The sequence below is a fragment of the Micromonospora sp. RTGN7 genome (assembly GCF_033804645.1).
Classification (GTDB): Bacteria; Actinomycetota; Actinomycetes; order Mycobacteriales; family Micromonosporaceae; genus Micromonospora.
The window spans coordinates 299665-322175 of record NZ_JAPZLF010000001.1 but is presented as its reverse complement, the minus strand read 5'-3'; the positions used below and the strand labels follow the sequence as shown (position 1 = coordinate 322175).

The window sequence follows — 22511 nt, the reverse complement described above, 5'->3', positions numbered from 1 at the left end:
CAAGCTCAACGCATGATCGAGCCCCCGTCAGCACCACGACCCGCCCCGGGACGGGTGGGCATCACCGCCGTCGGCGTCAGCCTGCCAGAACAGGTCGTGCCCACCGCCGAGCTACACCGACGCATCGCCGAGGCCAGCGGGTTCGACCTGCCGTCCGGGCTGCTGTCGCGGATGACCGGGATCTCCGCGCGGCGGATGGCCGGCGACGGGGAGTACGCCTCCACCCTGGCGGTCCGCGCCGCCCGGCAGGCGCTCGCCGCCGCCGGCCGCGAACCGGAGGAGCTGGACCTGCTGCTGTTCGCCTCCGCCAGCCGCGACGTCGTCGAGCCGGCCACCGCCCACATCGTGCAGGCGGAGCTGGGCGGTCACGCCCACGCCCTCGACGTCACCAACGCCTGCAACAGCTTCCTCAACGGAATCGACCTGGCCCGCTCCGCGATCCTCGCCGGCCGGGCGCGACGCGCCCTGGTGGTGACCGGTGAGACACCGACCCGGGCGATGCGCTGGCAGCTCACCGACCTCGACCAGGCCCGCAGCGCCTTCGCCGGCTACACCTTCGGCGACGCCGGCGCCGCCGTGCTGGTCGAGCCGGTCGAGCGCGGCGGGATCATCGACGTCGACACCGAGACCTGGTCCGAGCACTGGACGGTGGGCGGCATCCCCGGCGGCGGCTCCCGCCACCCCCGCGGCGACGAGCACACCTACTTCACCGGCGACGGGCGGGCGCTGCGCGACGTCTTCGAGAAGATCGGCCCGGACATCCTGCACCGGGTTCGGCACCGCACCGGGCTCGACTGGGCCGACTACGCCCGGATCCTGGTCCACCAGGTCACCCTGCCCTACCTGGACCATTTCATCGAGGTCACCGGCGTCCCCCGGGACAAGCTGGAGATCACCGTGACCGAACTGGGCAACCTGGCCAGCGCCACCCTCGGCGTCCAGCTCGCCCGAGTCGACCCCGGGCTGCGCCCCGGCGACCGGGTGCTGTTCATCGGCCTCGGCGGCGGCGTCAGCGTGATGACGATGGTCTGGGAGAAGTCGTGACCGCGCTGTGGGTGGTGGTGCCCGCCTACAACGAGGCCGCCCGGATCGACGCCACCCTCGACGCGCTGTCCCGGCAGACCGACCTCGACTTCACCCTGCTGGTGGTCGACAACGCCTGCACCGACGGCACCGCCGAGGTGGTGCGCCGGTTCGCCGCCCGGTCGCCGGTGCCGACGTGGCTGATCGAGGAGCGGCAGCGGGGCGTCGGCGCCGCCGTGGACACCGGTTTCCGGCACGCGATCGCGCACGGGGCGGTGCTGCTGGCCCGTACCGACGCCGACTGCCTGCCCCGTCCGGGCTGGGTGGCCGCCGCCCGCCGTACCCTCACCGCCGGCGCGGCCATGGCCTGCGGCCGGATCGAGGCCCGCCGTGACGAGCACGGGCCGTTCGGCCGGGCCGTGTTCCGTGGCCTGGTCGCCGTCGCCAGCACCTTCGGCCGGCTGCGCCCCGCCCACCGTGGCCCCGGCTACCGGGCGCCCTACCGGATGCACGCGGGCAACAACATGGCCATCACCCCGGCCACCTACCTCGCCGTCGGCGGCATGCCCCGTCGCCCGTCGCCGACCGACCGGGACTTCCTCAACCGGGTACGCCGGCACACCGACGCGATCGTCCACGACCGGACGATGGTGGTGGAGAACTCGACCCGCCGGCTGCGGGCGTACGGGCTGCGCCGCACCGCCGCCTGGTACCTCGACCGGGGCAGCGGCCGGCTCTCCCCGGACCCCCGCTGACCCCGTACCCCCACCAGGAGAGCGAGTTCCCGATGCTCGACGAGTTGGCCGCCGCGCTGCGCCGGCACCCGGACCGTCCGGCGGTGCTCACCTCGGGCCGGTCCGGCCGGCCCCGGGTACGCGCCACCCGTGGCGAGCTGGCCGACCTCGCCGACGGGTACGCCGCAGCCCTGCACCATGACGGCCTGGCCGCCGGGGACACCCTCGGGGTGGCGGTCCGCCCCGGCCCCCGGGCGCTGTCGGTCATGCTCGCCGCGCACCGGCTCGGGCTGCGGGTGGCGGTGCTCGACCCCAGCGCCGGCCCGGAGGTGCTCACCGCGCGGCTGGCCCTGGCCCGCCCGGCCCTCGTCGTCGCCGACGCGGCGGCGCAGGCGGTCGCCGGGTGGGCACGTCCGCTGGCCAGCCGTGCCCTGTTGGCCCTGCCCCGCCTGGCCGACCTCGGGCCGGTGCGCACCGTCGGCCCCCGGCTGCCCGGCTGCGCCCCGTCGCTGCGCCCCCGGTCGGGGCCGGCCCCCGACCACGGTGGCGACGAGGGCGACGCGGTCATCATCTTCACCTCGGGCACGACCAGCCGACCCCGGGCGGTGGTCCACCGGCGCTCCGGGCTGGACGCCGGGATGCGCGCCGTCGCCGACCTGGTCCGACCGCGCCCCGACGAGCCGGTTCTCGGCGGCATGTTCTTCGTGCTCGTGCCCACCCTGGCCAGCGGCGCACCCGTCGCCCTGCCGGCCCGTTCCGCCCGGGTGCTGGCCCGGCAGGTGGCCCGGCTGCGCCCGCAGGCGAGCTACCTCACCCCGCCCCAGCTGCGGGCGCTGCTGGCGCACCGGCCCCGACTCTGCGGGCGGTTCTACAGCGGCTCGGCGCCGGTGAGCGCCGCCCTGCTCGACCGCACCCGCCGGGCCGGTGCCGAGCAGGCATGGGGGGTGTACGCGCTGACCGAACTCTTCCCGGCGGCCGCCGTCGAGTCGAGTGAGAAGGCCGCCTTCACCGGTGCCGGGGATCTCGTCGGGGCGCCGCTGCCGGGCGTGCGGACCCGGGTCGGGCCGGAGGGGCGGCTGCTGCTCGCCGGGCCCGGCCAGGCGCACCGCTACCTCGGCGAGGAACCAGCCGACTGGGTGGACACCGGCGACGTCGCCCGGCTCGACGGCCACCGGATCGTCCTCGCCGGGCGGAGCAAGGACATGATCCTGCGGGGCGCGGAGAACATCTACCCCGGCCTGTACGAGCCAGCCCTGCACATCCCCGGGGTCAACCTGGCGGTCCTGGTCGGCGTGCCGGCCGAGGACGGCGACGAGCGCCTCGTGGCCGTCGTCGAACCGGAGCCGGGTGCCGACCCACGGCGGCTGCGCCGGGCCCTCGACCCGGTCGTGGCGGGGATGGGCGCCGCCCGCCCCGACTCGTTGGTCTTCGCTCCGGTGCCGACCACCGGCCGCTCCCGCAAGCCGGACCGGGCCGCCGCGTCCACCCTCGCCGCCGCCGCGACCGCCCGGCACGCCCCGGCGGGCGGTCGCCGTCGTGGCTGACCGGCCGGACGACACCCGCGCCGGTGGCGACGCGGACCGGCGGGCGGTCGCTTTTGTCGTGGCTGACCGGCCGGACGACACCCGCGCTGGTGGCGACGACGCGCCCCGGTGGCGCCCGACGCCGAGCCGGGGACGACGCCGGGACCGCCGGGTCTACCTGCGGCGGTATCCGGTGCTGTTCACCCTGCTCGCCGCCACCCGACGCTGGCCGGCGGTGCGGCTGGGGCGGATGCTGGTGGTGCACGACGCGGACGGCTACCGCGATGCGCTCACCCGGATCCCGTTGGACCGGGCCGCCACCGGCACCGTCGGCGGCACCGCCCACCGGCTCGGCGCCGACGGGCTCCTCTTCGACCAGCAGGGCCCCGAGCACCGGCAGGCCCGCCGCGCCCTCACCGACGGCCTCGGGCCCGCCGGGGTGGCCCGGCTGCGTCCGGTCTGGACGGCGGTGCTGCGACAGCGGCTGGCCCCACTGGGGGCCGGCGAACCGGTGGACCTGGTGCCGGTGATCGCCGAGCTGGCCGGCGCCACCACGGCGGCGCTGCTCGGGGTGGACGCCGACCCGGTCGCGCTGGCCGCGGCGGCCCGCCGCGCCGCCGCCGCGACCGCCGCCGAGCAGCTCCCCGGCCCGCGCCCACCCGGGCGGGCCCGCGCTGCCCGCCGGGCCGTCGCCGACCTGACCGCGCTGCTCAACCTGCCGCCGGAACGCGCCGGCCTGGCCGGCATGCTGGCGTTGGCCGCGGTCAACACCACCGTGGCCGGTATTCCGCGCGCGGTCGCCTGGTGCGCCGACGACCGGTTGTGGGACCGGGCCGACTCGGCCGACACCCGGGACGTCCTGGTCGACGAGCTGCTGCGGGTCACCGCCCCGAGCCCGGTGCTGCCCCGGGTCGCCGCCGGGGCTGCCACCGTGGCCGGCTGCCCGGTCCGGGCCGGGGACCGGCTGCTGCTGGTCGCCCGGCACGCCGCCGGGGCGCACCGGGCCGGCCCGGACTGCGCCGCGCCGGCGCCGGCCCGGACCGCGCGGCTGGTCTTCGGCGCCGGCCCACACTCCTGCCCCGGGGCCCGGCTGGCCCGCGCGCAGCTCGCCGACACCCTCGCCGCGCTCGCCCCGCACCGGCCGGTCGTGGTGCGGGCCCGCGCCGACGGGCACGCGGCGCTGCCCGGCTGGGCGCACCTGGTGATCCGGGCGGGCCGGTGAACCTGACCGGGGCCGATGATCCGGGTGGGCCGGTGAACCTCGCCGGGGCCGAGGTGGCGGTCACCGGCGCGAGCGGCTTCTGCGGGGCCGCCGTGGCCCGCGCCGCCGCTGCCGCCGGGGCCCGGGTGCGCTGCCTCGGCCGGCGGCCCGGCCCGGTCGGCCGGCATGTGCCGTGGGACGCCACCCGCGACGTTCCCGACCTCACCGGGGTCGACCTGGTCATCCACCTCGCGGCGGCGGTCGGCGACCCGGTGCCCGGCCGGGCGGCCGAGCGCGCCTACCGGGCGGTCAACGCCGACGGCACCGCCCGGCTGCTCGACGCCGCCGCCGGCCGGCCGCTGGTCTGGGTGAGTAGCGCCAGCGTCTACCGGCCGCAGGCAGCGGCCCTGGTCACCGAGGACCACCCGGTCGACGGGCAGATCTCCGCGTACGGGCGCAGCAAGGCCGCGGGGGAGCGGCTCGCACTGGCGGGCGGTGCCGTCGTGCTGCGCCCCCGCGCGGTCTACGGGCCCGGTGACCCGCACCTGCTGCCCCGGCTGCTGCGGGCACGGCGTGGCGGGTGGCTGCCGGTGCCCGGCCCCGACGTACGACTGAGCCTCACCGCCGTGGAGAACCTGGCCGACGCCGCCCTGGCGGCACCGGGTTGGCCGGCCGGCCCGTACAACATCGCCGATGCCCTGCCGTACTCGCGGGACGCCGTGCTGCGCGGGGTGCTCGCCGCGACGGGCATCCCGGGGCGGCTGCTGCGCGTGCCGGTGGGGCTGGCCGACGCCGCCGCCGCGACCGCCACCGGGCTGTCGCGGTTGACCCGCCGCGCGCCGGCGCTGACCCGGTACGCCGTCGACCAGCTGGCCCGGGAGATGGTGCTGGACATCGGTCGGGCGCGTGCGCAGGGGTACCGGCCGCGCCGGACCCTCGCCGACCACCTGGCCCGGCTGGTAGCCCAGGGCTATTGCGTTGCGGGGTAGCTGCTGGTCACGGCAGCGATGAGGTCGTGAGGTCGGCGGTTGGCGTTTCGGGTGGCGCGGGCGATGTTGGTCGCGCCGGTGGTGCGGTGATAGCCAATCGCGATGTTACGTAGCGTGGCGGTGACAGCGGGTCCGGTGCCGGTTCTGGCTTGGTGGAGATCTTCACGGAAGGTCACATCGCGGATGTGCTGGATTTCGAGGCGGCAGCGCTGCGTGAACGCCCGCCGTCATCCAAGTCGGTCAACGATGATGTCGCGACCATCGCCTTCGAGGTGATCGAGGTATGCGCGCCGGCCGGCCATCGTCATCACCAGTGCCAGGGTCGGACCGGAGACCGTTGCGCCCTCTCCCGCCCGGAACGGGCCGTCCGTGGCTGTCATCCGTAGCCCTGATGCGAGGGTCTTACTGGGAACGGTGAAGTTGCGTCGGGCGTAGAAATCCGCCACTGCCGTGAGCGCCCGGACGTCCGGCTCCGTGCTGATGCCCAGGGGGCACCGGATGTCCTGGCTGTGGACAAGTAGTTCACCCAGGTAGGCGGCCGTGTCTGCGGTCGGGGCGACCGTCGCCTCAACAACGGCCTCAAATCGGGTGAGCGTCTGCGCGGGGGTAGGTCCCAGGTGCTCGAGTAGGCGACGTTCGTTGTGCACGGCGGGGCGGAAACCGGCGAGCACGATACTGCGGATCCATCGCCACCTACCGGTTGTGGCGGTGGCGGTCAGGTGGGCGACGACGTGTTCCACGTCCCAGCCGGTGCACAGGGTCGGTTGGTGCCATTGTGCGGCGTCGAGACCGGACAGGTCGTCGGCCAGGGAGCGGCGCGCGGCGTGGACGAGGCCCCAAAGCCCTGCGTCGGTTGCGTGGGTCATGACAAGCACCTTCCGGTCACGGTCGTCGATCCGTGTGCTACCTAATCAGTAGTGAACACTACTGTAAAAGTAGTACCGTGTGTAGATGGTGTCCCGGCGGAGCTACGGCTCGTACAACGACGGCTGTGCGGCTGCGCATGCACTGGACCTCATCGGCGAGCGATGGACGATGATCGTGGTGCGTGAGCTGCTGCTAGGACCAAAGCGCTTCGCCGACCTGCAGCGCGACGTCCTCGGTATCGGGCCGGGCATCCTCACCCGGCGACTCCATGAGCTGACCACTCACGAGGTTGCCGTGCGACGTCGTCTGCCCGGCCCGGGCCGGGCAGACGTCTACGAACTCACCACCTGGGGCCGTCAACTCGAGGTCATCAACTCGGCCCTGTCGGCATGGGCTGTGCAATCACCCTCGATGCCCTTCGATGCCGACATGAGCCCGGACACGCTCGTCCTCGCGATGCGCGCCCACGCCCGTCCCGTTGCGAACCACCCCGACCTGCGGACGGTGTCGCTGGCGCTGACAGACTCCCGCCAGGAGAACCTCTCGCCCGTGCACTACCACGCCGCCATGACGGCCGACGCCACCGTGATCGACCGGGTAACCGAACCTGGCCTGGCCGACGCGGCCATCGCTGCTTCCACCCGAGAGTGGAAAGCCTGCATCATCGGCGGCACCCCGATCACACGGCTGCCCGGCATCTCGGTCACCGGTGACACGAGCATCGCGGAACTCCTGGTAGCCGCGACCTCGCTGCGCAGCGATGACGGTGTTTGAGCGTTGCACTGGTCCGACCGGGCATCGCAGTGGGCGTAGGCCGCCGGTGACGACGAGATGGTGGCGTACATGCTCGTGCGAAAGAGCAACATCGCCACCCTTGACAGCGACCCGGCCGCCGTCATCGGCCTGGCCGCCGCCGCCCAGCGGATACGAGGCGACGTCAGCCCAAAGTTGATCGCGCTGGCCAGCCAGCAGGAGGCCCAGGGCTGGGCGCAACTCGGCAACGTCGACAGATTCAACGGCTGCCTCGAATAGGCGGCAGACCTGCTGCAGTTAGCAGCGCCAACGTAAGCAGATTCAGGGTGGTGACGAACGCCGACGGAAGTATCAGCCTGCTCGCGCACTCCACTGGGCGGCCCGTCGTGAATAAGTACGTCAGCGTCGCCAATGCCGGAGCCGGCGCCCTGATCGCCAGCGCGACGGTCATCGGGGCCTGGGAGAAGTTTGACCTCACCACCCCGGCGGGAGCGCCCCTCGTGGCCGTAGCACGTTGATAATCGGCACTCGAATGGATTGCCGTAGATGACTCGCCGTGACACGGGTCGGTGGGTGGCTTCAGTGCCGCCCACCGGTCCCTCTGCCTTAACTGGCATTGGATGGTGCCGGCGGGAGCGTTGAAGTGCGATCGCAGGGTAATTCGCAGGTAATGCGGTCGTTCGACGGCAACCGTGACGGCGGCTCCCTCGCCTCTGCCAACAGAACTGTAGCCGCAGCACTACGAGAACTAGTGCGGCGGGCCCAGTTCACTCCGATTGGCTGGTTGTTCAATTGAGATTCAAACGTAACCGGTAGTCACGGATTCTCTCAGCTAGGGCCCTCCGGGCAGTCGGTTCGTAATCAAGCACCACCAATGGTGTATCGCCGGTGGCGCAAGCGCCATAGATCTGGTCAGTCACGTCCTCGGTCAAAATATGGTCAAAGTGAAATGACCCCTCGAACGCGAGCCAGGCCACAGAATTACCCTGCTCGCATGCCATACGCAAGCAGGACTCCAGGTGCTGCTTAAGATCCGCAGGTAGCAACTCGAACTCAAAATCATACTCGTGGACCAGTTGCAAGTGGGCGTCAGGGCGGTCATCCTCCAGGCGATAAGTCCTGATCCTCCTCGGGGCGTCGTTTCCCCACGCCACCGCGAGATCAAGGGCTTCCTGATTTGTAGAAATGAGGAACAGGCTGACTACGGGAGTGGTTCCGTCCCAGTGGATCGCATCCAATACGCGGTTCATTCAATACCTTCCAGACCCCACGCTGCCATCTTGCTCGCATTGGGCGCGAATGCGGTCATCGCGCTCCCCTGGTAGGGCCCCTCCTTTGCTACGAAAACGACGACGATCTTACCATCGAACCTTCCTGCAAAAGCCCGAGTTCGTAGGTCACCGAGCCGCCAGTCGAAGGTCTTGCCCGGGTTCGTCAATACTGGCGATTCTTCGTTCTCAGCCCAGTCCGTGGACAGCCCTTACCGAACGGCCGAGGTTAGGCAGCGCAGTCACCGGTTGGTCAAGTACTCAGGCGAGTCGGATGCGCGTTCGGTAATCGCGCAGTCGTTCGTTGAGGGCCTCCCTGGCGGATGGTTCGTCGTCAAGGACGACCAGTGGCAGATCGCCGGTGGCGCAGACCGTACCGCCGCGGTCACCGTCGCCATCAAACGCCACATCCTCACCGGCCTGGCCTGAGATCCGGTGGCATTTCGGGGAGGCACAGAGGCGCCGGGTGCGCGGGGGTGGGCCGTCGGCCCGGGAGGCGGCGGGTGCCGGGCCCCCGGGCCGACGGTGGGGTCACCGGACGGTGCAGGGGACGCCGTTGAGGGTGAACGAGGCCGGTGGCACGTTCGGGCCGCTGTACGCGCCGACGAAGCCGGCGCTCGTGGCGCCCCCGCCCCCGGCCAGCCGCCGGTTGTCGGCGGTGCTGGTCACCCGGACGGTCCGGCCGACCTGCTCCCAGGTGCCGCTCCACCCGCTGCTGACCTGCTGCCAGCCGGTCGGCCAGGTCCAGGTGAGCGTCCAGCCGTCGATGGGGTCGACGCCGGTGTTGATGATGTCGACCGCGCCGACGTAGCCGTTGCCCCAGTCGTTGGTGTTGGCGAAGCGCACGGCGCAGGTGCTGGTGGCAACGGCGGCGGTGGTGAAGGTCAGCGGCGCCGACGACCAGGAGACCCGGCCGGCGGTGTCCCGGGTCACCACGTTGACCGTGTACCTGGTGCTGGGCACGAGGTTACCGACCGTCAGGCTGGTGCCCGAGGTCTCGCCGAGCTGCTCACTGACCGTCCCGTGCTGCCGGTACACCTCGTACTTGGCGATCGGGCTGCGGCCCGGGGTGGCCGCGGGCCAGGAGATGGTCGCGCCCTGGTCGGTGACGGCGGAGGCGGTGGGCGTTCCCGGCGCACTGGGCTGCCCGGTGACCGCGGTGGCCGGGCGCAGCACGAGGGTGGTCAGCGAGTACGCCGGCAGGACCCGGCTGGTGGCGCTGCCGGACTGCCCGCTGGCGATCGCGGTGGCGCCGTTGGCGTACGTGTAGACCGTCGGCGCGGCGCTCGACGGGGCGAACCCGGCGTAGTCGATGGTGACCGGGTGCGCGTTCTCCGGGTCCTTGTTGACCAGCAGCACCGCGAGGTCGCCGTTGGCCCGGCGGGCGGCGTGCGCGGTGACCAGCGGCGCATCGGTGCCGGCGCGGACGAGCTGGTCACCGGCCCGGACGAAGAGGTTCATCATGGACAGCCCGTGGTACGGGGCGAACGGCGTGTTCAGCGGCGGCTCGCAGGCCGACTCGTCGGCGGTGCAGCTGCCGCTGGAGAGGATGCCGAAGTCGCCGTAGTCGGTCTGCCCGGCCACCTGTGAGACGGTGCCGATGCCGTTGTGCACGTTCCACCACTGCACGGTGAAGATGCCGTTCTCCAGCAGGTCGCTGTAGGCGTCGGCGAGGAAGAGCGCGCCCGGCTGGGTGGTCCGGCCGTTGTCGACGTTCAGCTCGGTGAAGCTGATGCCGATGCGCTCCGCGCCCGGCCCGGCGTACCGGGCGATCTGCTGGCGCAGCAGGTAGGCCGCGTCGTCGATGTGCGCGGTGCGCGCCAGCGACTCGGCGGCGCTGCCACCCGGGTACCAGTGCACGTCCACGAAGTCGATCTTCGGGCCGGCGAGGGAGAGGACGGTGGCGTTCCACGACCCGGGGTCGCTGCCGGCGGTGATGGCGTCTGGCCAGTTCCCCGGCATGGTCAGCACCGCGCCGACCTTGATGGTGGGGTCGACCGCCTTCATCGCGTCGGCGTAGTCGATGACCAGCCGGGCGTACTGGGTGGCGCTCTTGTCGGGGTGGTCGTCGGCCTCCCAGACCGACCCGTAGTGGCCGTTGCCGTAGTTCTCGTTGCCGACCGCCCAGTACTTAGCGCCGTAGCCCTTCGTGGCGTTGGCGTAGCGGACCCAGTCGGCAGCCTCCGCCGGGGTGCCGGTGCCGTAGTTCGCGATGATCATCGGCTGGGCGCCGACCCGCCGCGCCCCGGCCATGAAGGTGTCGAAGTCGGTGTTCGGGGCGACGTACCCGCCGGGAGCGGTGTGGGTCTTCCAGTGGTAGATGTCGGCGTACGAGCCGCCGGGGTAACGCAGCATCTTCACGCCGGCCGCGCGCAGCAGGTCCGACGTCTGGTTGGTGCCCAGGTTGGTGTCCCAGATGGCCTGGTTGACGCCGAGCGCGGTCTCCGGCACGGTCGCCAGCCCCGCCCGCGCGTTGACGGCGACGGCGACCGGGTCGACGGCCGCGCCGGCGCTGGTGGGGGCGAGCACGGTCAGCGCCCCCGCGACCAGCAGCAGGCTCGCCGCGAACGCGCTACGGCGATGCCGGTGGGGCCGCGACCGGCGCGGCGGTGGGAGGTGCTCTCGATGGCCGGAACTGCTCAGGATGTTCATGCGGGGTTCCTTCGTGGACCACGACGGAGACTCACCCGGGCCGGGGGCGGCCAGGTCACACCTGGGTACGCGGCGGGGCCGGGCGGACTCGTGAACGGACGCTGCTGGTGTCGTCGTGCCTGCCGTCGTCCCCCGCAGGCCGTGGCGGCCCTCCGGTTGCCCAATGGACGACGCTCAGCCCCGCGCGGCTGACTATCGACGCCCAAGAATGTCATGCCGGTCGCCGGGCGTTCAAGGTTGTTCTGTCGTGGACCCGCTCACTCCCTGAGCCGCCGACCGGGCCGGTCGGGTGGGTCAGGTGTTGACCGGGCGGCGGGCCACCAGCAGGACGTGGGTGACCGGCCAGTCCAGCGGCCGGCCATCCACGGTGGAGAGGGCGGCCACCGGGGCGAGGCGGTTGGCGGCGATCCAGTCGTTGCGCGACGGCCCGCTGGCCGGGTCGACCTCGAAGCCGACGTCGGCCAGGAGCGCCTTCCAATCGGCGTACTCCAGGCCGCAGAACTGCTCCTGGGTCTCCGACAGCCAGTTGTCGGTGTAGTCCTTGCGGGTCAGGAAGTCCATCGCCGCGCCCAACATCAGCTCCACGACCGCCCCGTCCGAGCCCGCCGAGCCGGGCCCGTCCGGGCCCGGCACCGGCCGGTAGGCCAGCGGGAACCGCCAGTCGACCGCGAACTGGTCCAGCCGGGCCCGCGTCGACAGCCCGGCGACGTGGGCCGCCGCCTCCTGCGGTGACAGCGACGCCAGGTCGGTGCGGGGCCGGGCCGGGTTCGCGCCATCGGTGGTCGCCAGGCGCAGCCGTACCGTCCGGTCCTGGCCGTCCGGCCCGCATACGTCACTGTTGATCCACACCCCGCCCGGCACGGTGTGGTCGTAGATGGCCCGCACGAAGCGGCGCAGCGAGGCCATCTGCTCACCGTACGACCAGATCTCGTGGGTCAGCGCGAAGGTCATCGTGGTGTCCACCGAACGCGGCGCGAAGACCGCCCCGCCGAGCACGTTGCGGCGGTAGAAGAAGACGTTGGGATTGGTGAAGAAGCCCTGCGCCTTCTTGTGCACGCACTCCTCGAACAGTTGCCGGGCCACCTCCACGCCGATCAGGTCGCTCTCCCGCAGGGCCGGCTCCCGGTCGGCCAGTTCCAGCACGGCACCGGCGCCGCAGCCGATGTCGACGATCCGGCCCGGCCGGACGTGCTCGCGCACCGCCGCCCACTTGCGCTGCGCGGCGTCGGCAAACGCCTCGGCGTACGTCCGGTAGTCGCGGGTCGGGGTCAGACCGCCCTCGTCGCCGACGACCGGGTCGTTGACCACCGCCCGAACCAGGTCGTCGAGGCGGTAGCGGGCGTACACGTCGATGGTCGCCGGGTGGGCGAGGCCCCGCCACGACGGGTCGCCCGCGGCGAGCCGCAGCAGCACCTCCCACGGCCGGGCGGGCGTCGGCTCGACCTCGGCCTCCACCCCGGCGATGGGGAAGCCGAGCCCCTCGTAGAGCGCGGCCACCTCCGGGGTGGAGCAGGCGACCACGGTGTCGGCGGGGCTCAGCTCCAGGCCGGTGGCCGCCGCCACGTTCTTCAGCGTCACTTCGGCGAACCGGTCCGTCGCGGCGGTGTCGAAGACCGGGACGACCACCGAGAGTAGCCCGGCCAGGACGCTGAACCGCTCGATCGCCGCCTCCCGGCGGTGGTAGGGCACCGGGTTGCGCCGGGTGTTCTCGTGGTTGGCGGAGGTGACCGCCCAGACCACGGTGGCTTCGTCGTCGCTGCGGTGGTCCCCGGTTTCGTCGGCTCCGGCTGCGGCGAGCCGGCGCAGGTACTCCGCCTGGAACCGGGTCAGCAGATGGTGGCGTCCGGGAAAGAGCAGGTAGCGGGGCATGTCATCTTCCTAGCTGACTCCGCTCGGGCACCCCGCGCAGGGGCACCCCTGAGTGATCGACCAGTCGGGCGCGGGCCGGCGGGGGAGTCATCCGGGAGCTGCCCGGCTCTCCCACGTGAGACGATCTTCCCGGCGGAGCGCCCGCGCGACGCGTTCGCTCCCGCCACGGCACGTACGGCCTGCTGGGCCGGCACCCCGGCGTAGGCTGGCGGCGTGGATCAAGAAGACCGGATCGCCCTATTCCTCGACTACGAGAACCTCGCGTTGGGGGCGCGCGAACACCTCGGCGGCATGGCCTTCGACCTGCGCCCCATCGCCGACGCCCTCGCCGAGCGTGGCAGGGTGGTCGTCCGCCGGGCGTACGCCGACTGGTCGTACTTCGACGAGGACCGCCGGATGCTCACCCGGTCCCACGTCGAGCTGATTGAGATGCCGCAGCGGATGGGTGCCTCCCGCAAGAACGCCGCCGACATCAAGATGGCCGTCGACGCCATCGAGCTGGCCTTCGAGCGCGCGTACGTCTCGACGTTTGTGATCTGCACCGGCGACAGCGACTTCACCCCGCTGGTGCACAAGCTGCGGGAGCTGAACAAGCGGGTCATCGGCGTGGGCGTGGAGAAGTCCACCTCCGCGCTGCTGCCACCGGCCTGCGACGAGTTCCTCTACTACGACCGCCTCGAAGGCGTCGACGCCCCGCCGACCCGTGGCCGGCGCGGCCGGCCGGCCCGGTTGCCCAACGCCGAGCCGCCGCCGGTGGAGCCGGTGGAGCAGGAGCCGGAGCCCGAGCCGCAGCAGGCAGCCGAGGAGTCGGCCCGCGACGCCGACACCCTCGCCGTCCTGGTGGCCCAGACCGTCGCCGGCCTCCAGGGCAGTTCCGGCGGCGAGGTGACCGCCTCGACGCTCAAGCGCACCCTGCTGCGCAAGGACCCGACCTTCAGCGAGTCCGACTACGGGTTCCGCACCTTCGGTGAGCTGCTGCGGCACCTCGCCGCGCAGCGGGTGGTCGAGCTGGCGGAAGGCCCGGCCAAGGGCGACCCCGAGGTGTCCCTGCCCGAACACGGCGACCAGGAGGTGGCGTTCGGGCTGGTGCGCTCCGTGGTCCAGGACCTGGCCGGGGCTGACGGGGCGGTGGCCCTGTCCGGGCTGAAGAACCAGCTCCGCCGGGTCCGGCCCGACTTCAGCGAAAAGAAGCTCGGCTACCGCGGCTTCCTCCAGTTCTGCAAGGCGGCGGCGACCGCCGGCGCCGTCCACCTGGAGTGGAGTGCGGAGGCCGACGACTACCTCCTCACCGCGCCGACGGTCTGAGGCGGCGACCGGGCGGGATGGGCGGATCGTGCGGGATCGATGTTAAGGGCCTGCACGGCGCGGCGCCGGGCCGGTAGCGTGGGCGGGTGCCGCCGCAGATTCCCCACGCCGATCCCGGGGTTCCGGACACGAGGGGGCCGCTGAGGTACATCTGGTGGTTGGTGCGCTGCCAGCCCTGGCGGGTGCTGCGGGGCAGCGCGTTCGGCACGGCCTGGATGATCGGGTTGGCCGTCCGGCCGTACCTGATCTCCCGCGCCGTCGATGACGGGCTGCGCGCCGGCGACGACGCGGCCCTGGCGTTCTGGGTCGCGGCGATCGTCCTCGCGGGCGTGGTCCTGGCGTGGCTCGGCATCATGCGGCACCGCACGATGACCTTCGTCCGGGAGGACGCGACGGCCCGCTCGGCGGCGGTCCTGCTACGCCAGTTGGCCCGGATCGGTGCGGTGCTGCCGCGCCGGCTCGCCGCCGGGGAGGTGGCCACCGTCGGCGGCTCCGACATCGGCCACACCTCGCACGTGTTGACCCTGACCGGGCCGGGGGTGGGCGCGGTCGTCGCGTACGCGGTCATCGCCGTTGTGCTCTGGTCGGTGTCCCCGTTGCTCGCTGGGTGCGTGCTGCTGGGCGTGCCGGCGATCGCCCTTGTCGTCGGGCCATTGCTGCGCCGCCTCGACCGGGCCGAGTCGGCCTACCGGCAGCAGCAGGGCGACCTCACCACCCGGGCCGGCGACATCGTGGCCGGGCTGCGGGTCCTCGCCGGGGTCGGCGGCCGGGGACTGTTCGCCCGCCGGTACGCCGCCGGGTCCCGGCGACTGCTGGCCGAGGGCTACCGGGTCGGGGCCGTCAACAGCTGGATCGACGCCCTGACGGCCGGCATGCCGGGGCTGTTCCTCGCGGCCGTGGTGTGGCTCGCCGCCCGGATGGCCGTGACCGGCGAGATCACCATCGGGCAGCTCGTCGCCGTCTACGGTTACGTAGCGACCCTCATCGTGCCGGTCTGGTTCCTGCTGGAGGGCGGCTACCAGCTGATCCGAGGGCGGGTCGCCGCCGGCCGGATCGTCACCCTGCTCAGGCTGGCCCCCGACGACGTGGGTGGCGGTCCGTGCGACGATGCCGGGCCGATGGCCGCGCCCGCCAGCACCGCGTCGCCGGCCGTGCCCGCCACCCGTCGGCCCGGGACCAGGGCCGCGCCGGCCGGCCCCGCCGACCTGCACGACCCGGCCAGCGGGCTGACCGTGCCCGACGGCCGGCTGGTCGGCGTCGCCGCCGCCGACCCCGGCGAGGCCGTCGCGCTCGCCGACCGGCTCGGCCGGTACGTCGTCGGCGACGTCACCTGGGGCGGCGTGCCGCTCACGGCGGTCCCGCTCGACCAGGTACGCGCCCGGATCCTCGTCGCCGAGCACGACTCCTACCTCTTCGCCGGCACCCTGCGTGACATCCTCCGCGCCGGCCGCCCGACCGACCGAGCAGGCCGGGTCCGCGACCGGGCTGGGCGGGCAAGTGGCGCCGACCGGGCAAGTGGCGCCGACCGGGCCGGTCGCGCGAGCGGCGCCGACCGGGGTGACGACCATCCGGCCGGCACCCCTGGCGGTGACGCGCGGTTGACGGCGGGCCTGCGCGCCGCCTCGGCCGAGGACGTCGCCGACGGCCTGCCCGACGGCCTCGACACCCCGATCGGCACCCGGGCCCGCACCCTCTCCGGCGGCCAGCGGCAGCGGGTCCGGCTGGCCCGGGCGCTGCTCGCCGAACCAGAGGTGCTGATCCTGCTCGACCCCACGTCGGCCGTGGACGCGCACACCGAGGCCCGGATCGCCGAGCGGTTACGCGCGGCACGGGCCGGCCGGACCACCATCCTGCTCACCACCTCGCCGCTGCTGCTCGGCCACGCCGACACCGTCGCCCACCTGCGCGCGGGCCGGATCGTCGCCACCGGCACCCACGCCGAGCTGCTCGACCGCGACCGGGGCTACCGGGCGCTGGTGGCCCGCGACGGCGACGCAGCGGATCTCGACGCCGCGGATCTCGACCCATCCGCCGGGGCCGAGGGGGCGCTGCGGTGACTGGGCTGCCGGTCGCGGACCGGGCCGCCGTACGCCGGGCCACGGTGGGCCTGCTCGGTGAGGACCGGCGGGCGGTCGCCGTCGTGCTGGTGCTGCACGTCGCCGCCACGGTCGCCGGGCTGGCCGCGCCGTGGCTGCTCGGCCGCATCGTCGACCAGGTCAGCGCGGGCACCGGAGCGGCCACCGTGGACCGGCTGGCGCTGGCGATCGCCGGCTGCGTGCTGGCGCAGGCGCTGATCTCCCGGTACGCCCAGTACGCCGGCCACCGGTTCGGGGAGCGGGCCGTCGCGCGGCTGCGCGAGGAGTTCGTCCGGCGGACCCTCGCCCTGCCCGTCTCCGTCGTCGAGCGCGCCGGCTCCGGGGACCTGGCGACCCGCAGCTCGGTCGACGTGTCCACTGTCGGCACCACCGTCCGCGACGTCGTGCCGACCATCGTCATCGCGTCGGCGCAGCTGGCGCTGCTGTACGGGGCGGTCTTCCTGCTGCACCCGCTGCTCGGCCTGGTCGCCCTGGCCGGGCTGCCGTCGATCTGGTGGGTGACCCGCTGGTATCTGCGTCGGGCCAGCCCCGCCTACCTCGCGGAGGGGGCCGCCACCGCCGAGCTGACCGAGACGCTGACCACCACCGCGGAGGGCGCCCGCACGGTGGAGGCGCTGCGGCTGGCCGACGAGCGGATCGCCCACGGCACCGACCGCATCGCCCGGCTCTGGGGTGCCCGACGGGCGACCCTGGCGCTGCGGACGGTCTTCTTCACGGTGGTGGAGGCCAGCTACCCGCTGCCGGTCGCCGCAGTGCTGCTCGCCGGCGGGTACCTGCTGTCCCGGGGGACGGTGTCGCTGGGGGAGGTGGTCGCCGCCGCGCTCTACCTGCAACAGGCCATCGATCCGCTGGACCGGGCGCTGCAGTGGACCGAGCAGGCGCAGCGCGGCATCGCGTCGTACGCCCGGGTGCTCGGCGTCGGCCAGGTGCCACCGGAGCCGCCCGGCTCGGTCTCCGCGCCGCCGGGGCAGCGGCTCGTCGCGCGCGGGGTGCGCTTCGCGTACGCCGACGGCCGCGACGTCCTGCACGGCATTGACCTGGAGGTACGCCCCGGCGAGCGGCTGGCCGTCGTCGGCCCCTCGGGGGCGGGGAAGTCGACCCTGGCCCGGCTCTTCGCCGGCATCGACGCCCCCCGCGAGGGCGAGGTGAGCCTCGGCGGTTGCCGGGTCACCGACCTGGACCCGGCCGAGCGGCGTCGCCGGATCGCCCTGGTCACCCAGGAACACCACGTCTTCATCGGCTCGCTGCGCGACAACCTCGCCTTCGCCGCGCCCGACGTCTCCGACGAGCGGATGCGCGCGGCGCTGACCACCGTGGGCGCAGGCTGGTACGCCGACCTGCCCGAGGGCCTGGACACCCCGCTCGGCGACGGGGCCCGGCAGCTCGGCGCGGCCGAGGCCCAGCAACTCGCGCTGGCCCGGCTGCTGCTCGCCGACCCGCACACGCTGATCCTCGACGAGGCGACCGCCGCGCTGGACCCGACCACCGCCCGGCGCACCGAGCGGGCCCTCGCGGCGGTGCTCACCGGGCGGACCGTCATCGCCATCGCGCACCGGCTCAACACGGCGCACGACGCGGATCGAGTGGCGGTGATGGAGGACGGCCGCATCACCGAGCTCGGCAGCCACGACGAGCTGGTCCGCGCCAGCGGGGCGTACGCGGCACTGTGGCACTCCTGGCACCACTGACCGGGTGATCCGGCAGGTCGCCGAGTAGGGCGGTGCGCTGCGAAGCCGACGGCCACCCGATTCGCCGTGCCAGCCGCAGCCCCTGTCACAGCCACGATGGACGGCAGGCGCCATCCGAATCGGATCAGGCGTCGGTGAGCGCCTCAGCAGGCACAAGGCATGCGATTCGGAACATCGACGAGCAAGTCGAAGCGGCTGACCCCTGCCGCGCCAACCGCAGATCGAGCAGCCCCCCACCCCCACCCCCACCCCACCCCACCCCCACCCCACCCCACCCCACCCGCGCCGATCTTGCAGTTGCGGCCCGGGCGAAGGGGGCACAAGGGGTGTATCGAGGGCCCGAAGTGCAAGATCGCGGAATGGGTGGGACGGCGACATGTGGTATGCCGGGCCCGTCCTGATCCTTGCCTGGAGATGCCGTGGTTACGGGCCGCACGAAGCAGCGGTGGGCACGCGTGGTGGGACGCGCGCACTCCTCACGGAGGGCTGCCTATTCTTCCGTGTCCTGGAGACTCGGTCGGTAAGTGCTGATCCAGCGCTTCACGTCCTCGGTGCGCCAGATGCGCCCGACCGGCAGGACGGCCCCCGGGGCGGGGAAGGACTTCGAGTTGGTGATCTGGTAGGCGCGTGTACGGGAGACGCCGAGCATCTCCTGCACTTCCTGGCTCGCTACCAGCCGTACCTGTCGACGCTGACCAGTTGGCCAGTTCGTCCGTCGAAGTACTCGACGTGGTACCGGTCCGAGAGTTCCGTGGCGAGCAGCCGGGCCAGCTCGTAGCCGTTGCGGTAGAAATCCTCTTCCTGGCTCGAGCTGGAGAACCCCGAGGCCGTCGGATCATCCGGGTCGAGGGTGTCGTCGTACGCCTGTGCCCAGCGCAGCAGCGAACCCGCCAGACTGTCCGAGATCGACAGCTCGCCCGGGTTGATGTTGCCGACTCTGGCGGCTCCGGTCAGCCAGGTCGGGAAACTCTCGTAGTCCGCCATGACCCGCACGGTTGGAACGCTAGTGTCCAACTGGGTTCGCCCCCACAATGAATCCGTTGTTGCCGACGGAGACGGCGACCTTGTAGACCCTACCCTCGACCAACACCTCGTGGATCGGGCGTGTCCGTTGCATGCCGACAATTTCACCCTCGGTAACTGCAGCAAACACCAGCTTCGCAATGCTCTCCTCCGGAACGCCGATGGCGGTGAAATCGTTGGCGTGGCGGCTCGTGATGTGGGCAAGGCCGGCACGTGTGTTCCCAATCTCCAGGAAGACGATCCTTCCGTTCGGGTCTCGGCCGATCGCTACTATCGCCTCCGGATTATGTTTCACGCCCTGCTGGCTCAGCTCGGTCAACAGCTCTTGCTTCTCGTTCCGGCCGCCTCGATGCCTCGGCGATCCACTGCCGGTGGTCAACCGCCCGAGCGCCTGCTTCAGCTTCTCGATTAGCTCACCGAGTCGCCGGATCAGCGGCATCAAGCGCCGTAGGCTCGCCAGCAACCCCCGTAGCAGCCGGGCGATCCGCGCCGCCCACGACGCCACCAACGTCGTCACCTGCTCCACCACCAGAGGGGCGGCGAACCCTCCGGTGACGACCAGTTCGCCCGCGTACACGATCAGTCGCGAGACGCAGGTGGCGATGGCGTCGCGGACCAGCAGCCGGACGGCGGCGACCAACCCGGCGGCTCCTTCGGTGATGGCCGCGAGGGTGTCGGCACCCTGGGCGAGCCCGGTGATGGCCTGCTGTTGTTCGCTCGCCCAGGTGCGGTAGGCCGGGCCGGCGCTGCCGCCCCAGCCGGCGACGTCGGCGCGGACGGTGCCGGCCAGTTCGGCGACCTCCTCCCGCAACGAGGCGGCGACGTTGCGCCAGGTCTGGGCGTGAGCGGTGATCTGCGCGGGGTCGCCGGCGAGCCAGCCCAGTGCCTCGCTGAGCGGCTTGACGTGCTCGATCAGCCAGGCGATGCCGTACTGGAGCAGTGCGCCGACCGGGTCGGAGACGAAGGCGAGGGCGTCCAGGCCGACGCTGACCACGCCCAGCGTGCCGTCGATCCAGCTACCGTCGCGTACCCCTTGGGCGATGAGCGCGATGTCCTCGCAGATCCAGATGCCGGCCCACGCGTCGGGCGGGGTGTCGGCGGCCGGGGCGATGAGGGGATTGGCGGTCAACGGCTGTCCCGTACGCGCTGCAACAGCCGCTCGGCCCTGGCGTCGGAGGCCCGGTAGCGCTCGGCGCCGGTGCGCAGTCTGCCCGCGGTGTCGCGTACTGAGCCGGCGGCGGCGTCGACACCGTGGACGAGGGTCTGCTGGAGACCGTCGAGCAGGAGCGGCATCACGGCGCAGAGCTGCCCGTACGCCTCCGCGCCCAACCGGACGCGTTGGCCGGCCTGGCCGGCCGTGTCGAGGTTGCCGGCGCTGCGGTCGAGGCGTGCGGCGTGACGGTTCAGGTCGGCGGGGTCGACCTGAATGCCCTCACCGCCGGGCATCCGGTGTGCCCTGGTCCGGATCGAGCCGGCGCCGGTACGAGTCGACGAGCGCCGCCGCTGTCGGGTCGTCGACATCGAGCGTCCGGGTGGTCACCTCGGTGACCCTTCTGAGGAGGTCGGCGCGGGCGGCCCGGGTGGTGTCGAGGATCTGCCGAGCGGTGTGGGCCGCGGCGTCGCGCCGGGTGCGTTCGTCGAGCCGTAGGTCGACCAGTAGACCCGACGAGTCGACGGTGACCTCGACCGCCCGGTCGGGGCTGGAGGCCGTACCGGTCAGCGCCTGGACCTGCGCAGACAGCGTCCTGGCCCGGGCCGCTCGGGCCGCGAGGGACGACTCCCAGTCGTCGAGCCGGCGCGTCGCCTCGTCCAGCGCGGCCTCGTCCGACCACACGAGCCCTCCCCAATGGACGTTCACCTCAATTGGCCCGTCAATTTTGCCGCCACGTTACCAACCGGTGGCGCTGCGTGGTGTCCCGGCGGGTGGGGTGCGCGGCTCCGGCGCGTCCAGCGCGCGCAGCGGGATCGGCAGCAGGTCGGCCTTCTGAAGGGCGAGCGCCACGCCGTAGAGCGAGAGACTCTTCCCCGACCCTGGATCGCCCAACAGGAGCACCGACTCGCCCCGCCGTAGGCGTACCACCAGCGCCGCGACGGCCCGCTCGCCCGTCTCGGTGTCCCGCTCGTGGTACGGAACCAGCCGACTGGGCACGAACAGGTCCATCCGATGCAGCTCGGCCAGGCTCAGATCGAGGGGGTATGCGGTCCGTCGCCGGCCGAGCCGGGCGACCAACCCCGTGGAGAGTCGCGTCAACCGCTCTCGTTGCTCCCCGTGCCGGTCATCAGCCAGGGCCGCCGCCTCGATCGCCGTCCGGCCTGGTGGCGGAACCTCGGGCGGCGGTGGCTCCGGCGGGTGGGTCTCGGCGTCGTTCGGGTCTCCCGCGTGGCCTGCGGCGTCGTGCCGCGTTCCGCCCTCCGGCAACGCGGCCAGTAGCACGGTCAGAGCGATCAGAAGCAGCGCCAGTACGCCGAGTGAGTGCCACGGGTGGGTGCGGACGAGCTCCAGCCAGCCGGGCCAACGCTGCTGAGCCGACGCCTCGTTGGTGATTAGCCCCGTCAACACGGTCGCGGCGGAGAGGACGCCGGTGACCGCGACGGCCACCACCACCCGGGGTGTCCTCATCATTGGCATCCCTCATCACCAGCCGCTGATGGTCAGCTGATCGCGGTGCCGGACCGACTCGACCGCTATGGGCGCACGGTGACCGGATCCTGACTCCAGGCTATCGCCTCTGGCGCAGGCCGACTGGCCGAGATTCCACGGCTGAGGCCCGGTGCCGTCGTCGCCATCAGAAATCGAAGCAGCGGTGACTCCCTCGCGCCGGCGAACCAGCCGTTCAATCGGCCGGCGCGCCGGGCGGGTCATGCCAACTCGTCCCTTTGCTCTGCTGCAGCCACCGCTACACCAGCACGCGCGGCCGCTTCAGGTCGCGGTCCAGCACGAGCGGACGGCAGGAAGCGTCGGTCACGCTCCGCGAGCGTTGCATTGGGGGCAGCAGAGCAAAGGGAGCCGAGTAGGTATCCCCCCAGCCTGGCGACGACGGTTGCTGCCTGGCCTCCCTCCCTCGCAACCCTCCGCCGACAACCCCGTTCTCCGTCGGGGTAGGACTTCGTGGCTCGCCTGCTGATTGCGGAAAGCTTGCTGGGAGGTTTCCGTGCGATCACTCAGGCGATCAGCGCACGGGGTGGGCGGGGCTCGCCGCGACGACAGGCCGGAGTCGGCGGGCCCGGCTTCTCAGGGGGCGCCGGTCAGCCCACCACCGAGCGTAGCGGGATCCCCTCGGCCCGCAGGGCCCGCACCAGGTCGCCGAGGAACGGGTGCTCGTCGACCTGGAGACCGTCCGGGTTCGGGACCACCAGGTGGGCCGAGCCGTCCGCGACGGAGAACCGGGCGGTGTCGGTGAACCGACCGACGACCGCCCTCGTGCGGGCCAGGTCCGCGGCGGCCACCTCGACGGTGAACGGACGCCACTGCCCGCCGAGGTTCTCCGCCAGTGCGGCGGCGGCCGCAGCGGCGCTGGCC

Annotated in this window: 23 protein-coding genes; 12 read left to right on the top strand and 11 right to left on the bottom strand. The window is 72.8% G+C overall.

What is annotated here, in order from left to right:
- The first annotated feature begins 12 nt into the window (after positions 1-12).
- From SNR22_RS01385 to SNR22_RS01365, 5 genes are read left to right on the top strand one after another with little or no spacing between them, the layout of a single operon-like run.
- Positions 13-1044 carry a ketoacyl-ACP synthase III gene (locus SNR22_RS01385; RefSeq protein WP_320064411.1) on the top strand — a complete coding sequence of 344 codons (1032 nt, stop codon included), beginning with the start codon at positions 13-15 and terminating at the stop codon, positions 1042-1044.
- On the top strand, positions 1041-1778 hold the full coding sequence (locus SNR22_RS01380; protein WP_320064410.1) for a glycosyltransferase family A protein: 738 nt from the start codon (positions 1041-1043) through the stop codon (positions 1776-1778). The genes SNR22_RS01385 and SNR22_RS01380 overlap by 4 nt, the downstream gene beginning before the upstream one ends.
- Positions 1779-1810: 32 nt before the next feature.
- The gene (locus tag SNR22_RS01375) at positions 1811-3301 is read left to right on the top strand and encodes a class I adenylate-forming enzyme family protein (RefSeq protein WP_320064409.1); all 1491 of its coding nucleotides are present in this window, start codon (positions 1811-1813) and stop codon (positions 3299-3301) included.
- On the top strand, positions 3294-4502 hold the full coding sequence (locus SNR22_RS01370) for a cytochrome P450 (protein ID WP_320064407.1): 1209 nt from the start codon (positions 3294-3296) through the stop codon (positions 4500-4502). The genes SNR22_RS01375 and SNR22_RS01370 overlap by 8 nt, the downstream gene beginning before the upstream one ends.
- The gene (locus SNR22_RS01365) at positions 4499-5470 is read left to right on the top strand and encodes an NAD-dependent epimerase/dehydratase family protein (RefSeq protein WP_320064406.1); all 972 of its coding nucleotides are present in this window, start codon (positions 4499-4501) and stop codon (positions 5468-5470) included. Before SNR22_RS01370 ends, SNR22_RS01365 begins: the two co-directional genes overlap by 4 nt.
- Positions 5471-5697: 227 nt before the next feature.
- Here the strand turns inward: SNR22_RS01365 and SNR22_RS01360 are convergent, their stop codons facing one another.
- Positions 5698-6336, bottom strand: coding sequence for a maleylpyruvate isomerase family mycothiol-dependent enzyme (locus SNR22_RS01360; protein ID WP_320064404.1), 639 nt, complete (start codon positions 6334-6336; stop codon positions 5698-5700).
- Between the two features lie 85 nt (positions 6337-6421).
- Here SNR22_RS01360 and SNR22_RS01355 point away from each other — a divergent pair, with 85 nt between their 5' ends.
- From SNR22_RS01355 to SNR22_RS01345, 3 genes are all read left to right on the top strand, one after another.
- On the top strand, positions 6422-7111 hold the full coding sequence (locus SNR22_RS01355; RefSeq protein ID WP_320064403.1) for a helix-turn-helix domain-containing protein: 690 nt from the start codon (positions 6422-6424) through the stop codon (positions 7109-7111).
- A gap of 69 nt (positions 7112-7180) precedes the next feature.
- Positions 7181-7369 carry a hypothetical protein gene (locus SNR22_RS01350; protein ID WP_320064402.1) on the top strand — a complete coding sequence of 63 codons (189 nt, stop codon included), beginning with the start codon at positions 7181-7183 and terminating at the stop codon, positions 7367-7369.
- Between the two features lie 50 nt (positions 7370-7419).
- Positions 7420-7608 (top strand): hypothetical protein, encoded by a 189-nt coding sequence (locus tag SNR22_RS01345; RefSeq protein WP_320064401.1) that lies wholly within the window; start codon positions 7420-7422, stop codon positions 7606-7608.
- A gap of 270 nt (positions 7609-7878) precedes the next feature.
- On the opposite strand, the gene SNR22_RS01340 is transcribed toward SNR22_RS01345, so the two are convergent.
- On the bottom strand, positions 7879-8340 hold the full coding sequence (locus SNR22_RS01340) for a hypothetical protein (RefSeq protein ID WP_320064400.1): 462 nt from the start codon (positions 8338-8340) through the stop codon (positions 7879-7881).
- Positions 8341-8607: 267 nt separating this feature from the next.
- Here SNR22_RS01340 and SNR22_RS01335 point away from each other — a divergent pair, with 267 nt between their 5' ends.
- A complete protein-coding gene (locus SNR22_RS01335; protein WP_320064399.1) occupies positions 8608-8787 on the top strand; it encodes a hypothetical protein in 180 nt (59 codons plus the stop codon).
- Between the two features lie 102 nt (positions 8788-8889).
- Here SNR22_RS01335 and SNR22_RS01330 read toward each other — a convergent pair whose 3' ends face one another.
- Positions 8890-11010: a cellulose binding domain-containing protein gene (locus SNR22_RS01330; RefSeq protein ID WP_320064397.1), complete on the bottom strand. Its 2121-nt coding sequence runs from the start codon at positions 11008-11010 to the stop codon at positions 8890-8892.
- A gap of 294 nt (positions 11011-11304) precedes the next feature.
- Positions 11305-12879, bottom strand: a complete 1575-nt coding sequence (locus SNR22_RS01325) for a class I SAM-dependent methyltransferase (RefSeq protein ID WP_320064395.1) — start codon at positions 12877-12879, stop codon at positions 11305-11307.
- Between the two features lie 213 nt (positions 12880-13092).
- Between SNR22_RS01325 and SNR22_RS01320 the strand changes: the two genes are divergently transcribed.
- The 3 genes from SNR22_RS01320 to SNR22_RS01310 all read left to right on the top strand — a co-directional run bounded on the left by SNR22_RS01320 (position 13093) and on the right by SNR22_RS01310 (position 17968).
- The gene (locus SNR22_RS01320; protein ID WP_320064394.1) at positions 13093-14184 is read left to right on the top strand and encodes an NYN domain-containing protein; all 1092 of its coding nucleotides are present in this window, start codon (positions 13093-13095) and stop codon (positions 14182-14184) included.
- A gap of 86 nt (positions 14185-14270) precedes the next feature.
- Positions 14271-16241, top strand: a complete 1971-nt coding sequence (locus SNR22_RS01315) for an ABC transporter ATP-binding protein (RefSeq protein WP_320064393.1) — start codon at positions 14271-14273, stop codon at positions 16239-16241.
- On the top strand, positions 16238-17968 hold the full coding sequence (locus tag SNR22_RS01310; protein ID WP_320064392.1) for an ABC transporter ATP-binding protein: 1731 nt from the start codon (positions 16238-16240) through the stop codon (positions 17966-17968). Before SNR22_RS01315 ends, SNR22_RS01310 begins: the two co-directional genes overlap by 4 nt.
- Positions 17969-18458: 490 nt before the next feature.
- Here the strand turns inward: SNR22_RS01310 and SNR22_RS01305 are convergent, their stop codons facing one another.
- The 7 genes from SNR22_RS01305 to SNR22_RS01275 all read right to left on the bottom strand — a co-directional run bounded on the left by SNR22_RS01305 (position 18459) and on the right by SNR22_RS01275 (position 22438).
- Positions 18459-18626 (bottom strand): DNA-binding protein, encoded by a 168-nt coding sequence (locus SNR22_RS01305; RefSeq protein ID WP_413775568.1) that lies wholly within the window; start codon positions 18624-18626, stop codon positions 18459-18461.
- Between the two features lie 11 nt (positions 18627-18637).
- Positions 18638-18952 carry a hypothetical protein gene (locus SNR22_RS01300; protein ID WP_320064391.1) on the bottom strand — a complete coding sequence of 105 codons (315 nt, stop codon included), beginning with the start codon at positions 18950-18952 and terminating at the stop codon, positions 18638-18640.
- Between the two features lie 19 nt (positions 18953-18971).
- A complete protein-coding gene (locus SNR22_RS01295; protein ID WP_320064389.1) occupies positions 18972-20120 on the bottom strand; it encodes a WXG100 family type VII secretion target in 1149 nt (382 codons plus the stop codon).
- Positions 20117-20437: a type VII secretion target gene (locus SNR22_RS01290; RefSeq protein WP_320064387.1), complete on the bottom strand. Its 321-nt coding sequence runs from the start codon at positions 20435-20437 to the stop codon at positions 20117-20119. Before SNR22_RS01290 ends, SNR22_RS01295 begins: the two co-directional genes overlap by 4 nt.
- Positions 20424-20825 (bottom strand): YbaB/EbfC family DNA-binding protein, encoded by a 402-nt coding sequence (locus SNR22_RS01285; protein ID WP_320064386.1) that lies wholly within the window; start codon positions 20823-20825, stop codon positions 20424-20426. Before SNR22_RS01285 ends, SNR22_RS01290 begins: the two co-directional genes overlap by 14 nt.
- A gap of 54 nt (positions 20826-20879) precedes the next feature.
- Positions 20880-21611 (bottom strand): hypothetical protein, encoded by a 732-nt coding sequence (locus SNR22_RS01280; RefSeq protein WP_320064385.1) that lies wholly within the window; start codon positions 21609-21611, stop codon positions 20880-20882.
- A 626-nt stretch (positions 21612-22237) separates the two neighbouring features.
- The gene (locus tag SNR22_RS01275) at positions 22238-22438 is read right to left on the bottom strand and encodes a hypothetical protein (protein WP_320064383.1); all 201 of its coding nucleotides are present in this window, start codon (positions 22436-22438) and stop codon (positions 22238-22240) included.
- Between the last annotated feature and the right edge of the window lie 73 nt (positions 22439-22511).

Coding starts and splice junctions, on each gene's coding strand:
- SNR22_RS01385 (WP_320064411.1), top strand. CDS start 13: ATGATCGAGCCCCCGTCAGCACCACGACCCGCCCCGGGACGGGTGGGC.
- SNR22_RS01375 (WP_320064409.1), top strand. CDS start 1,811: ATGCTCGACGAGTTGGCCGCCGCGCTGCGCCGGCACCCGGACCGTCCG.
- SNR22_RS01360 (WP_320064404.1), bottom strand. CDS start 6,336: ATGACCCACGCAACCGACGCAGGGCTTTGGGGCCTCGTCCACGCCGCG.
- SNR22_RS01355 (WP_320064403.1), top strand. CDS start 6,422: ATGGTGTCCCGGCGGAGCTACGGCTCGTACAACGACGGCTGTGCGGCT.
- SNR22_RS01350 (WP_320064402.1), top strand. CDS start 7,181: ATGCTCGTGCGAAAGAGCAACATCGCCACCCTTGACAGCGACCCGGCC.
- SNR22_RS01340 (WP_320064400.1), bottom strand. CDS start 8,340: ATGAACCGCGTATTGGATGCGATCCACTGGGACGGAACCACTCCCGTA.
- SNR22_RS01330 (WP_320064397.1), bottom strand. CDS start 11,010: ATGAACATCCTGAGCAGTTCCGGCCATCGAGAGCACCTCCCACCGCCG.
- SNR22_RS01325 (WP_320064395.1), bottom strand. CDS start 12,879: ATGCCCCGCTACCTGCTCTTTCCCGGACGCCACCATCTGCTGACCCGG.
- SNR22_RS01300 (WP_320064391.1), bottom strand. CDS start 18,952: ATGGCGGACTACGAGAGTTTCCCGACCTGGCTGACCGGAGCCGCCAGA.
- SNR22_RS01290 (WP_320064387.1), bottom strand. CDS start 20,437: ATGCCCGGCGGTGAGGGCATTCAGGTCGACCCCGCCGACCTGAACCGT.
- SNR22_RS01280 (WP_320064385.1), bottom strand. CDS start 21,611: ATGAGGACACCCCGGGTGGTGGTGGCCGTCGCGGTCACCGGCGTCCTC.